The 12,451-nt window shown below is 71.9% G+C and carries 12 protein-coding genes; 3 read left to right on the forward strand and 9 right to left on the reverse strand.

Features of this window, described 5'->3' with window-relative positions; genetic code table 11:
* Positions 1 to 54: 54 nt before the first annotated feature.
* Positions 55 to 2,082 (reverse strand): S8 family serine peptidase, encoded by a 2,028-nt coding sequence (locus tag CG747_RS23260; RefSeq protein WP_100603734.1) that lies wholly within the window; start codon positions 2,080 to 2,082, stop codon positions 55 to 57.
* A 176-nt stretch (positions 2,083 to 2,258) separates the two neighbouring features.
* Here CG747_RS23260 and CG747_RS23265 point away from each other — a divergent pair, with 176 nt between their 5' ends.
* Entirely contained in the window at positions 2,259 to 2,630 is a 372-nt protein-coding gene (locus CG747_RS23265; protein WP_100603735.1) for a VOC family protein, read from the forward strand.
* Positions 2,631 to 2,847: 217 nt separating this feature from the next.
* On the forward strand, positions 2,848 to 2,937 hold the full coding sequence (locus tag CG747_RS23270; protein ID WP_100603807.1) for a K(+)-transporting ATPase subunit F: 90 nt from the start codon (positions 2,848 to 2,850) through the stop codon (positions 2,935 to 2,937).
* 87 nt (positions 2,938 to 3,024) lie between these two features.
* Here the strand turns inward: CG747_RS23270 and CG747_RS23275 are convergent, their stop codons facing one another.
* The 4 genes from CG747_RS23275 to CG747_RS49715 all read right to left on the reverse strand — a co-directional run bounded on the left by CG747_RS23275 (position 3,025) and on the right by CG747_RS49715 (position 7,286).
* A complete protein-coding gene (locus tag CG747_RS23275) occupies positions 3,025 to 3,450 on the reverse strand; it encodes a DUF3592 domain-containing protein (protein ID WP_100603736.1) in 426 nt (141 codons plus the stop codon).
* 73 nt (positions 3,451 to 3,523) lie between these two features.
* A complete protein-coding gene (locus CG747_RS23280) occupies positions 3,524 to 6,058 on the reverse strand; it encodes an ATP-binding protein (RefSeq protein WP_100603737.1) in 2,535 nt (844 codons plus the stop codon).
* A 203-nt stretch (positions 6,059 to 6,261) separates the two neighbouring features.
* Positions 6,262 to 6,492, reverse strand: coding sequence for a hypothetical protein (locus tag CG747_RS23285; protein WP_100603738.1), 231 nt, complete (start codon positions 6,490 to 6,492; stop codon positions 6,262 to 6,264).
* Positions 6,489 to 7,286 carry a TMEM165/GDT1 family protein gene (locus CG747_RS49715; RefSeq protein ID WP_257980651.1) on the reverse strand — a complete coding sequence of 266 codons (798 nt, stop codon included), beginning with the start codon at positions 7,284 to 7,286 and terminating at the stop codon, positions 6,489 to 6,491. Before CG747_RS49715 ends, CG747_RS23285 begins: the two co-directional genes overlap by 4 nt.
* A gap of 189 nt (positions 7,287 to 7,475) precedes the next feature.
* On the opposite strand from CG747_RS49715, the gene CG747_RS49720 reads away from it, so the two are divergent.
* A complete protein-coding gene (locus CG747_RS49720) occupies positions 7,476 to 7,622 on the forward strand; it encodes a hypothetical protein (protein WP_257980652.1) in 147 nt (48 codons plus the stop codon).
* Here CG747_RS49720 and kdpC read toward each other — a convergent pair.
* Genes kdpC through kdpF form a run of 4 tightly spaced genes read right to left on the reverse strand, consistent with a single transcriptional unit; the run spans position 7,603 to position 12,184 of the window.
* Complete coding sequence (gene kdpC / locus CG747_RS23300; RefSeq protein ID WP_100603739.1) at positions 7,603 to 8,259, reverse strand: potassium-transporting ATPase subunit KdpC; 657 nt, start codon at positions 8,257 to 8,259, stop codon at positions 7,603 to 7,605. The genes CG747_RS49720 and kdpC overlap by 20 nt on opposite strands.
* A gap of 29 nt (positions 8,260 to 8,288) precedes the next feature.
* Complete coding sequence (gene kdpB / locus CG747_RS23305; protein ID WP_100603740.1) at positions 8,289 to 10,418, reverse strand: potassium-transporting ATPase subunit KdpB; 2,130 nt, start codon at positions 10,416 to 10,418, stop codon at positions 8,289 to 8,291.
* Positions 10,418 to 12,082 (reverse strand): potassium-transporting ATPase subunit KdpA, encoded by a 1,665-nt coding sequence (gene kdpA, locus CG747_RS23310; RefSeq protein ID WP_100603741.1) that lies wholly within the window; start codon positions 12,080 to 12,082, stop codon positions 10,418 to 10,420. The genes kdpB and kdpA overlap by 1 nt, the downstream gene beginning before the upstream one ends.
* Positions 12,083 to 12,094: 12 nt before the next feature.
* A complete protein-coding gene (kdpF, locus tag CG747_RS23315; protein WP_100603742.1) occupies positions 12,095 to 12,184 on the reverse strand; it encodes a K(+)-transporting ATPase subunit F in 90 nt (29 codons plus the stop codon).
* Positions 12,185 to 12,451 lie beyond the last annotated feature (267 nt).

The raw sequence follows: 12,451 nt of genomic DNA on the forward strand, positions 1-12,451 counted from the left end.
CACCGTCCGGCGCCAGGTGGCGCTGGCCGACCGGGCCGGTGGGGAGCCGGCCCGTCAGGACAGGCGCCAGGCCACGGCGTACGGCTGGGCGAACTGTGTGATCCGGTGCGCGCGGACGACGATCTGGGCGTCCCCGCTCGGGATGTCGGCCCAACGCACCTGCTCGACGTTGTTGACACGGTCGAAGCCGGTGTCCGTGCCCATGTTCCCGTGGCGTTCCTGCCCGCCCGCCCGGACGATCAGGTCGAGGTCGTTCTGCAGGGCAGGACCGGGCGGATCCGTCCAGACCAGCGTGATCTTCAGCTGGTGACTGCCGCCCGGCGGGACCGTGAGGGTGAACGGACGCTCCTGGTCCTGGTCCAGCGGGCCCTCGTCGGCGAAGCCCGCCTGGTTTCCCGCGTCGGGCAGCACGATGGCCTGTTCCAGGTTGACCAGGCCGAAGCCGGAATTGTTGTTGGGGGAGGGGCCGGCCTCGGTCGGGTCGTACTGGCCGGGGAGGTCGTCGGCGCCGTTGATCAGCATCGCCTTGACCAGTGCGGCACTCGGATCGGGGGTGCCGTTCTTCACCAGGGATTCGCGCAGCACCGCCGCACACCCGGCGACCAGCGGCGTGGCCATGCTCGTGCCGCTGTCGAAGAAGAAGTCCGGGTCGTCGGAATCCCCGAAGACCGTGCTGAACTTCGCCGCACGCGAGTGGGTCGACAGGATCGACGTGCCCGGGGCGACGACGTCCGGCGCGATGCGGCCCTCCTGCGTGGGGCCTCGGCTGCTGAACGCCGCCATCCCGGCGGAGTTGTCCGCCTGCCGGTCGTCGTGGATCGGATCGACCGGGAAGGACGACGAACTCAACTCGCCGTAGGTGAGCGGGATATCGGGGCGTTCGCTCTCGCTGGCGCCGACGGTGAGGCAGTTCTTGGCCGCGGCCGGGCCGCTGACGGAGGCCGGGCTGATCCGGCCGACGCCGCCCAGGTCACGGCCGGCGTTGCCCGCGGCGAAGCAGATGACGAGGTTCTTGTTGTTCCACACCGTCTGGTCGATCTCGGTCGACTGCTCGTTGTAGGGCAGGCTCGGCCGGACCGGGCCCCAGGAATTGGTGTGGACCCGTGCCCCGTCCTCGGTGTAGGGCGGCTCGAACAGATCCTGCAGATCGGTCGGGATGCCGCTCAGTGCGCCGTTGCCGTCGAGCAGCGACTGCAGGACCAGGGTCGCCTCGGGAGCGGTGCCGGCGATGGCGCCGCCCATCGACGCGGACGTGCCGTCGCCGAGGACCGAGCCGGCCACGTGGGTGCCGTGCCCGTCGGGGTCGTCGGTCCGGTCCGGCCCGGTGCGGCCCAGCGCGATCAGGCGCTTGACCCGGCCTTGGAACGCCGGGTGCACGTCTTGGGTGGAGCCCTTGTCGAGACCGGTGTCGGCGATGGCCACCACCTGCTCCGCGCCCCGGAAATCCGTGCCGTTGTGGGAGACCCGCGCGTGCAGGAGCCCCCCGGCAACGGAGTTGTACAGCACCATGTCGGGGACTTCCTCGACGTGCCGTATCTCGTCCAGGGACGTCAGTGCGGTGAGGTTCTCCTCCGGCACCGTCATACGCACCTTCTGGCGGCCGGATCGGACGTCGCCGACCTCCACTCCACCGGCCGAGGCGATCCGCTCCCGCACGTCGGTCCCGCTCGGATCGACGTCCTGGTGCAGGACGACGTCAACGGTGCGGGTACGGGGCTTCGCCGCTTCCAACGGTTCGGCGAGAACGGCGATTCCGGGCCGCAGTCGGCCCGAGCGCAGCGACGGGGCGAGCTTGAAGCCCTTGAGGTAGACGTCCGCCCAGGCCACGAACGGCAGGGCCCGGACGGCTTCCAGGTCGGACGGTCGGTATCCGCACAGATAAGTACTGTCCGGTACGTACTCGTGGATGACCACACCCAGTGCCGACAGCTGTTCCTTCTCCGCCGCGGTGGGCACATGCGTGGTTTGGACAAGCAGATAGTTTGATGCCGAAGCATCCTCGAAGACCAGCGATTCACTGGCCAGCTCTGCGGACTGGGCCAACGGGTCGACAGTCACGCCGTTGATGGTGATGCGAGCCACGCCTAGCTCCCGGGTTGTGGATGTACGGTGGCTACATTTCTCACTATATAGGCCAAATGGGTGACTGTTGTGGGCCGATCGCCGCGGGTTCGCTGTCGCTTTCAAGTTCTCGGCCGCAACCGCCGCACGGGCAAATCCGCTGGACGGGCACCCGGCACTGCCGAATAGTGCGCCGCATGTCCTCTCTCGTACGGCACCTCACTTTCGACTGCTCCGACGCCTACCGCCTCGCACGGTTCTGGGCCGAGGTCCTCGACGGCTCGCTGGCCGACGACGACTTTCCAGGCGACCCCGAGGCGCTGGTCACCGCGCCGGGCTCGACGCTGCTGTTCGTCACGGTGCCGGATGCCAAGACCGTCAAGAACCGGGTGCATGTCGATCTGCAACCCCAGGACCGGTCGCGGGACGAGGAAGTGGAACGCGTCCTCGCCTTGGGGGCCACGGTGGTTGGCGATCACCGCAGGCCCGACGGAACCGGCTGGGTGACCCTGGCCGACCCCGAGGGCAACGAACTCTGCATCGAACGCAGCGCCGCCGAGCGCGCGTAGCGCCCCTGCTCCGAGCCGCGCCGGGCAGCGGACCCCGACTGCGCCGCCGCGACGCGTGCCCGACGGCGGCCGCGCCGTTCGGATTCCGTTAGGGAACCGGCCGCCGTACACACACGGGCGGTGCCGGCCGCCACGGTGGAGCGGATCCCGATCGGGCGGAGCGTACGAGGAGGTCCGTGGTGGAAAACCGTGGTGGGGCCGTGCCGGTGGTGGCGTGGTGAGCGCGGAGCGCATCGTGGGGGTGCTGGTGGCGGTGGCACTGGTCGGGCTGTTGGTGGCCGGTGTGAAGTTCCCGGACCGGTTCTGAGGGGATCGGTCCTCGACGGCTCGCCGGCCCGTTCGATGCCGTGGAGGACCGCAGGCCCGACCGGCACACGCCCGGAGCGGGCGCCGTTCAACGGTGCGTGCACGCCACCGTGAGCAGCACCAGGGACAGGACGAGGACGACCGCACCGCCGGCGATGAACGCACGCTCCACTCCCAGGCGTTCGCGGCCCTCGACGACGACCGTACGGGGATCGGCGGGGTCGTAGCGGAGGAGCACGCGGTCCCCGTCGGCGAGCGGACGGCGGCGCGCCGGCGCCACGGGGCAGACGATCTCCATGATCCGGCCGTCGTCCGTCACGAACTGGAGCAGCGGGCGGGGCGCGGGCGACTCGTCCGCGCTCCTGACCGGGGGCTGCTTGACCAGGGCCGGCACGTACCCGCCCGTCCGCTGCACCCGGCGGACCTGACGCAGCCCGTGCAGGCCGGCGAGCACGCCGAGCAGCCCGCCGAAGGCGGCGATCCCCGCCAGCACGGCCACGGCCCCTGTATCCATCGACCTGCCTCCTCCTTCGGATTCCCTTCGCCTGGTGCGCTGTTGTGCGTCCCAGCGGGGGCGCGGTGGTCGGCTAGCCGGGGTCCACCGCCTCCACCGGCTCGGCCGCCGCGGCGGCGCGCAGGGAGAGGACCATGGTCAGCCCGCCTCCCGGGGTGTCCTCGGGGGTGAGGGTGCCGCCCATCGCCTCGGCCAGGCCTCGGGAGAGGGCCAGACCCAGCCCCAGGCCGCTGGTGTTGTCCCGGTCGCCCAGCCGCTGGAAGGGCACGAAGATCCGGTCCCGGTCCTCCGGGCGCAGCCCCGGTCCCCGGTCGACGACCCGCAGTTCGACCCGCGGGCCCAGCGAGCTGGCGGTGATCAGCACCGGTTGGGCCGCGGCGGAGTGGCGCACCGCGTTGGTGACGAGGTTGGCGATGACCCGTTCCAGCAGCGGCGGGTCGGCCAGGACGTCGCAGACCTCCGCCAGCCCCCGGGAGGCGATCCGCACCGGTGTCGTGGCCAGCGTCGACAGGGCCAGCGGCAGTACGTCGGCGAAGGCGGTGGGTTGGAGGTGCAGGGAGAGGGCGCCGGCGCGGAGCCGGCTCATGTCGAGCAGGTTGTCGACCAGGCGGTTGAGCTCGATGAGCGACTCCTCTGCGGTGGCCAGCAGTTCGTCCCGTTCCACCGTGGTGAAGTCCACGTCGGTGCTGCGCAGGGAGCTGATGGCGGCCCGCCCGCTCGCCAGCGGAGTGCGCAGGTCGTGGCTGACCGCGGCCAGCAGTGCGGTCCGCAGCCGGTCCGCCGCCTTGACGGGTTCGACCTCGGCGGCGGCCTCCATGAGGCGCGCGTGGTCGAGGGCGGCAGCGAGGTGGGCGGCGAAGGCGGTCAGTACGCGGTGTTCGGAGGCGGGCAGGCGGCGGCCGCGGAGGACGAGGAGCAGGTCCGGCCCGGCCGGCACCTTCACCAGGCCGGCACCGTCGACGTCGGCCCCGGTCTCCTGATCGGTGCGCGGGACGAGGTCGGCGGACTCCATGCCGAACGTCTCGCGGGTGCGTTCCAGCAGCACCGACACCCCCTGGTCGCCGCGCAGGATGGTGCCGGCCATCGAGGACAGCGTCTCGGCCTCGGCGGTGGCGCTCGCGGCGCGCCGGGACAGCCGCAGGGAACGGTCCACCAGCACCGCGACGGTGACGGCGACCAGTGCGAAGACGGCCAGCGCGAGCGCGTTGTTGGGCTCGGTGATGGTGAACTCGCCGCTCGGCGGGATGAAGTAGTAGTTCAGCAGCAGGGACGCGGTGAGGGAGGCCAGCAGCGCCGAGACCACACCGCCGAGGCAGGCCACGCCGACGACGGTGACCAGGAAGAGCAACGCCTCACTGGTCAGGTTGAGGGGGCCCCGGATGTGGGTGAGCACGGCGGTCAGGAGGAAGGGCAGCACGAGGCCGGCGACCGGTCCGGCGATGCGGCGGGCGTGCGGCAGCTGCCGGCCGGGGATCGACAGTCGACGGCCGCGACCGGCCCGTCCGTGCGTGACCATGTGGACGTCGATGTCCCCGGAGAGCTCCACGGTGTCCTCCCCGATGCCGCGCGGCGCCAGCAGGCGGGACAGCCAGCCGCGCCGGCTGGTGCCCAGGACGAGTTGGGTGGCGTTCTCGGCGCGGGCGAAGTCCAGCAGCGCGGTGGGGACATGGTCGCCGACGACCGAGTGGTAGCTGCCGCCCAGGCTCTCGACCAGGGCGCGCTGTTTCGCGAGGGCGGCGGGGGAGGCGTAGGCGAGACCGTCGCTGCGGGCGACGTGCACGGCCAGCAGGTCGCCGCCGGAGGAGCGGTCCGCGATCCGCTCCGCGCGGCGGATCAGGGTCTCGCCCTCCGGGCCGCCGGTGAGCGCCACCACCACGCGCTCGCGGGTCTCCCAGACGGTGCCGATGCCGTGCTCGGAACGGTACTTCTGCAGGGTCTCGTCCACCCGCCCGGCGACCCACAGCAGCGCGAGTTCGCGGAGGGCCGTCAGATTGCCGATGCGGAAGTAGTGCGCGAGCGCGGCGTCCACCTTCTCCGGTTGGTAGATGTTGCCGTGCGCCATGCGTCGGCGCAGCGCCTCGGCGGGCATGTCCACCAGCTCGATCTGATGGGCGCGGCGGACCACCTCGTCCGGCACGGTCTCCCGTTGCGGGACCCCGGTGATCTTCTCGACGACGTCGTTGAGCGATTCCAGGTGCTGGACGTTGACGGTGGTGACCACGTCGATCCCGGCGGCCAGCAGTTCGTCGATGTCCTGCCAGCGCTTGGCGTTGCGGCCGCCGGGCACATTGGTGTGCGGCAGCTCGTCGACGAGGGCGACCGCCGGGCGGCGGGCGAGGACCGCGTCGAGGTCCAGCTCGGTGAACTTCGTGCCGCGGTACGCGCGGTGCAGCCGGGGCACGACCTCCAGCCCCGCGAGCATCTCCTCGGTGTGCCGCCGGCCGTGGCACTCGGCGTACGCCACCACCACGTCGGTGCCGCGTCTGAGGCGCCGGCGCCCCTCGTCCAGCATGCGGTACGTCTTGCCGACCCCGGGCGCCGCACCGAGGAAGACCTTGAGCTTCCCCGGCCGTTCGCCCGCTGTGTCGGCGGATACTCTCGGCGCCACCGAAGGCCCCTCCCTCACCCTGCCTGCACGGTCCCACGGCGCCTGGTTCGGCGAGGGGGACCTCGGGCGGCCGAGCGGACATGGGTTGTCCGACATGTTCACACCGGTCCGCCCGGCGCGCGGCGGAACCCGGCTATGTTGACGTTTTCCTGATTCGGCGGCCGGCCCGGGAGCGTCGGAGGTCCGATGCTGGTGACGCTTCGTCAACGACGGCCGCGGCGGCCCACGTCGAGGAGCAGCGCGACGGCGAAGCCGCCCATCAGCAGCAGGCCGAGCAGCGCGGCCAGCAGCCCGCCGGGAGCGGCGCCGGCGAGCACCGCGACCACACCGACCAGCAGGACCGCCACCACGGACACGGCGATCTTCCAGTCGTCGCCGATGAGGAAGGCGTACCAGAAGCGGACGAAGCCCTTGGCGAGGGCGAGGACGTTCACGGCGCTCCCTCGAACTCGTTCGGCGGGGTGCGGTCCGGGCGTCGGGCGACGGCCGGCGCGACCCGGATCAGCAGGCGGCTCACCGCGAACCAGGCCGCGATCAGCACGGGGATCGCCCAGTCGTGGCCGAACCACACGATGCTCGCCCCGTCGGGTGTGAAGACGCCGAGTCCCGCCACCGCCCAGTACGTGCCGAAAGCGGCCAACAGCAGCCCGACGCCGTACTTGAGAGTGTTCTCCGGGATCCGCGACAGCGGTCGGTGGGCGAAGTATCCGGCGACCGCCACGCAGACCGCGGCGGCGGCCGCGGTGCCGGCGGCCACCGGCACGTTGTGGGCGCTGGTCCCGAAGGTGATCACGATGAAGACGATCTCCACCCCCTCCAGGAAGACGCCCTTGAGGGAGACCGTGAAGGCGAACCAGTCCAGGCCGAAGCGGGTGGCCCGCCCGGCGCCGCGGGCCGCGGAGGTCTGCTCGGCGAAGGCGGCCGCTTCGTCGTGCCGTGCCCTCAGCCCGGCGCCGCGGAGGATCGCCTTGCGCAGCCACTGCAGTCCGAAGACCAGCAGCAGGGCGCCGACGGTCAGCTGCAGCGCGGCCTTGGGCAGCCAGGTGGCCAGTGCGTAGCCCGCCGCGGCGGTGAAGGCCGCGAGGGCCACGGCGGCCGCCGCGGTACCGGCCCAGGCGGACTTCCAACCCCGGGTCATACCCATCGCCATGACGATGGTCAGCGCCTCCACGGCCTCGACCACCGAGGCCAGGAAGACCGCCGCCACCAGGCCGTACGTCGCGCCCATCCAGGCGCCTCCTCCCACGGGACGGTGCCGGCCCAGAATGCCGGACACCGCCGCGCCCCGCAGCGGTCCGTCCCCGTCCGGCGTGGCGCGCCCACCGCCCCGCCTGCTGGAGGACGGCTCGATCACCTTGGGACGTCGCCACTGGGACGCCGACCGGGACGGACTGCCGGGGTGGAGGTGGAGTTGCGGGTGAGCCGCGGTGGGCGCTTCCACGGCCGGTTCATGCTGCAGGGCGCCCCGGGTGCCGCGCCGCCGCCGGCCGCCCGGCTGGTCGCGGTGACGCTGGCCAACGAGGTCGGGGTGGCCTTCGCGTCCGTCAGCCCGGCGCGCGCCTGAACCTCGGGCCGTCCGGACCGGCCGCGTCGGCCAGGGCCTGGTTGAGCTCCACGACGTTGACGTAAGGATCGCCCAGAAAGCCCAGGTCGCGGCCGTGGAGGTGCCGGGAGACCAGGTGCCGGACCGTGGCGGCGGAGAGCCGGCGGGCCCGTGCCACCCGCCGGACCTGTTGGTACGCGTACGCCGGGGAGATCGCCGGATCCAGGCCGGAACCGCTGCCCGTGACGGCGTCCGCGGGGACGGCCGCCGGGGGCACCCCGTCGAACGCCGCGACCGCGGCGCGGCGGGCCCGGACGGTCGCCGTGAGCACGGGGTTGGTCGGACCGAGGTTGCCGGCTCCCGAGTTGCCGGGGTCGTAGCCGCCGGCGGAGGGCCGGGGCTGGAACCAGCGGGGGTCGGGCAGCGGAGCGCGCGGACTCCGCCGGCGGAGGGTGAAGTTCTGGCCGATCAGGCGCGAGCCCACCGCGGTGCCGTGCGCGGTCAGCAGCGAGCCGTTGGCCCGGTCGGGGAACCCGGCCTGCGCGATGCCGGTGACGAGGAGGGGATAGCCGATGCCGGTGAGCGCGGTGAACACCAGCAGCATGCGCAGGGCCGCCAGATGGTGGCGGAGCGCGCGGGGAAGAGGGGTGTGCGCCATGGATCCGTTCTCCTCTCGTCGCCGGTCCGTCAGCGCAGGCCGGGGACGAACTGGATGACGAGGTCGAGCAGTTTGATGCCGAGGAACGGCAGGACGAGGCCGCCGAGGCCGTAGATCCAGATGTTGCGGCCGAGGAGTTCGGCGGCGGAGGACGGGCGGTAGCGCACCCCGCGCAGCGCGAGCGGGATCAGCGCGATGATGATCAGCGCGTTGAAGACGATCGCGGAGGTGATCGCCGACGCCGGGCTGTGCAGCCGCATGATGTTGAGCCGGTCCAGGCCCGGGTGGACGCTCGCGAACATCGCGGGGATGATCGCGAAGTACTTGGCGACGTCGTTGGCGATCGAGAAGGTGGTCAACGCGCCCCGGGTGATGAGGAGTTGCTTGCCGATCTCGACGATCTCGATGAGTTTGGTCGGGTTGGAGTCGAGGTCGACCATGTTCCCGGCCTCCTTGGCGGCGGAGGTACCGGTGTTCATCGCCACGCCCACGTCGGCCTGGGCCAGTGCCGGGGCGTCGTTCGTCCCGTCGCCGGTCATCGCTACCAGCTTCCCGCCCTCCTGCTCGCGCCGGATCAGCGCGATCTTGTCCTCGGGGGCGGCCTCGGCGAGGAAGTCGTCGACGCCCGCCTCCTGGGCGATGGCGCGGGCGGTCAGCGGATTGTCGCCGGTGATCATGACAGTCCTGATGCCCATCCGGCGCAGCTGGTCGAACCGGTCGCGCATGCCCTGCTTGACGACGTCCTTGAGGTGGACCACGCCCAGCACCCGGGCGTCCGGCGTGCCCCCGCGCCGGGTCACCTGGCCGACGACCAGCGGGGTTCCGCCGCTTGAGGAGATGCCGTCGACGAGGTGCCCGACCTCGGCGGTGGGATGACCGCCGTTGTCGCGGACCCAGCGCATCACCGCGGTCGCCGCGCCCTTGCGCAGCGACCGGCGCTCCCGAGGATCGTCGAGATCGACACCGCTCATCCGGCTCTGCGCGGTGAACGGGACGAACGCGGCCCCGTCCAGTTCGCCCGCTTCCCGGCCGCGCAGCGCGTACTGCTCCTTGGCGAGCACGACGATCGAGCGGCCCTCCGGGGTCTCGTCGGCGATGGAGGACAACTGGGCGGCGTCGGCGAGCTCCTCGACGCTCACCCCGGGCACCGGCAGGAACGCGGCGGCCTGCCGGTTGCCGAGGGTGATGGTGCCGGTCTTGTCCAGCAGCAGGGTGTTGACGTCCCCCGCGGCCTCCACCGCGCGCCCCGACATCGCCAGCACATTGCGCTGTACGAGCCGGTCCATACCGGCGATGCCGATGGCCGGGAGCAGCGCGCCGATCGTGGTGGGGATGAGCGCCACGACCAGGGCGACGAGGATGACGAGGGACTGCTCGGCACCGGCGAAGACGGCGAACGGCTGGAGGGTCGCCACGGCGACCAGGAAGATGACCGTGAGGGAGGCGAGCAGGATCGTGAGCGCGATCTCGTTCGGGGTCTTCTGCCGGGCCGCCCCCTCCACCAGGGCGATCATCCGGTCGATGAAGGTCTCCCCGGGCCTGGCGGTGATCTCGACCACGATCCGGTCCGAGAGCACCTTCGTGCCGCCGGTCACCGCCGACCGGTCACCGCCCGACTCGCGGATAACCGGCGCCGATTCGCCGGTGATGGCCGATTCGTCGACGCTCGCGATGCCCTCCACCACATCGCCGTCGCCCGGAATGAGCTGCCCCGCCTCGACGACCACGTGGTCGCCCAACCGCAGTGCGGTACCGGGCACCTGCTCCTCGACGAGGTGGGCCGCGCCGGGCCGCCAGCCGGAAAGGCGCCGCGCCGTCGTGCCGGTCTTGGTCCGGCGCAGCGCCGCCGCCTGGGCTTTGCCGCGGCCTTCCGCCACCGCTTCGGCGAGGTTGGCGAAGACCACCGTCAGCCACAGCCAGGCCGTGATCACCCAGGCGAAGACGGTGGGCGTCCGGATCGCCGCCAGCGTGGTCAGCGCCGCGCCGACCTCGACCACGAACATCACCGGGCTGTGGAACACCACCCGCGGATCCAACTTCCGCAGTGCGTCGGGGAGGGACCGCAGCAGCTGCCGGGGGTCCAGCAGCCCGCCGGAGACGCGCTGCGGCCGACGGTCGGCACCCGGTGGAGTGGCGGGTGGAGTGGCGGGCGAGGACATCAGCGCAGACCCTCCGCGAGGGGACCCAGCGCCAGCGCCGGGAAGTACGTCAGACCGACGACGATCAGGGTCACGCCGGTCAGCAGGCCGACGAACTGCGGCCGGTGGGTGGGCAGCGTGCCGGCGGTGACCGGCACCGGCTGCTGCCCGGCGAGCGACCCGGCCAGCGCCAGGACGAACACCATCGGCAGGAACCGGCCCAGGAGCATCACCACACCCAGGACCGTGTTGTACCAGACGGTGTCGGCGCTCAGCCCGGCGAACGCCGACCCGTTGTTGTTGGCGGCCGAGGTCAGCGCGTAGAGCACTTCGGTGAAGCCGTGCGCCCCCGGGTTGAGCATGGCCGCCCGCTCACCGGGCAACGCCATGGCCAGTCCCGCGCCGACCAGGACGAGCGCGGGCGTGGTCAGGAGGTAGAGCGACGCGTACCGCACCTCCTGGCCGCGCAGCTTCTTGCCCAGGTACTCCGGGGTGCGGCCGACCATCAGCCCGGCGACGAAGACCGCGACCACCGCCAGGATCAGGATCCCGTAGAGCCCGGAGCCGGTGCCGCCGGGTGCGATCTCGCCCAGCATCATGTTGAAGAGCGTCATTCCGCCGCCGCCGGGGGTGTACGAGTCGTGGGCGGAGTTGGCCGCGCCGCAGGACGTGAGGGTGGTGGAGACGGCGAACAGCGCCGAGGCCCAGATGCCGAACCGGGTCTCCTTGCCCTCCAGCATCGCCCCGGCCGCGTGGCCGGCCGGGCTGCCGGTGCGGTGCAGTTCGTTGGCGGTCACCAGGGCGACCGAGGCGGCCCAGAGCAGCACCATCACGGTGACGATCGCATAGCCCTGTCGGCGGTCGCCGACCATCGTGCCGAAAGTCCGCGGCAGCGAGAACGGGATCACCAGCATCAGGTAGATCTCGATCAGGTTGGTCAGGCCGCCGGGATTCTCGAAGGGGTGGGCGGAGTTGGCGTTGAAGAAGCCGCCGCCGTTGGTGCCCAGCTCCTTGATCGCCTCCTGTGAGGCGACCGGCCCGCCCGGCAGGCTCTGGTGGCCGCCGGCGACGGTGGCGATGCCATGGGCGCCGTGGAGGTTCTGGATGACGCCCGCGGCCACCAGCACGAGGGCGAAGACGAAGGCGATCGGCAGCAACACGCGCAGCACCAGCCGGGTCAGGTCCGCCCAGAAGTTCCCGACGCGTTCGGTCCGGTTCCGGGTGAAGCCGCGGATCAGCGCGGCCGCCACGGCGATGCCCACCGCCGCGGAGACGAAGTTCTGCACGGCCAGCCCCGCCATCTGCACGAGGTGTCCCAGCGCCGCCTCGCCGGAGTACGCCTGCCAGTTGGTGTTGGTGACGAACGACGCCGCGGTGTTGAACGCCAGGTCGGCCGGCACCGGCTTCCGGCCCAGGGAGAGCAGGAACCGGTCCTGGAGGCGGAGGAACGCGTACAGGAACAGCACCGACACCAGCGAGAAGGCCAGCAGGCTGCGCAGGTAGACCGGCCACCGCTGGTCGACGTCCCCGTTCACCCCACCCAGCCGGTAGACCAGGCGCTCCGCGCGCCAGTGCCGCCCGGTGGTCAGGACGCGTGCCAGATGATCGCCCAGCGGGCGGTGGGAAAGCGCCAGCGCCACCACCAGGGCCGTCACCTGCAGCCAACCCGCCGCTGTGTCGCCCATGCGCGCCCTCCCCTAGAACTTCTCCGGAAAGATCAGGCAGAGGATGAGGTAGATCACCAGCGCACCGGCGACGATCAGACCGACGATGTTCTCCACGTTCACCGGCGACCGACCCCCTTGGCGGCCAGGCCGATGAGGGCGAACACCACGGCCGTCAGGCCGACGTAGGCAACGTCCGACATGGGTGTGGCACTCCGCAAGTCTTCGGGGACGAGACGCTCGCCCCGTCCGGGCATATGGGCTTACGAGCGTTTCTGACGGTATATCAGGTCTGCTGAGGGGGCCGCCTGCCGCGCCGTGCGGTCGCCGACCCGGGAGCGGCGGGTGGGGGCCGAACCGATCGGGGCGGGCGGCAGCCGCCGCCCGCCC

This window comes from Streptomyces sp. CB02959 (genome assembly GCF_002803155.1).
Classification (GTDB): Bacteria; Actinomycetota; Actinomycetes; order Streptomycetales; family Streptomycetaceae; genus Streptomyces.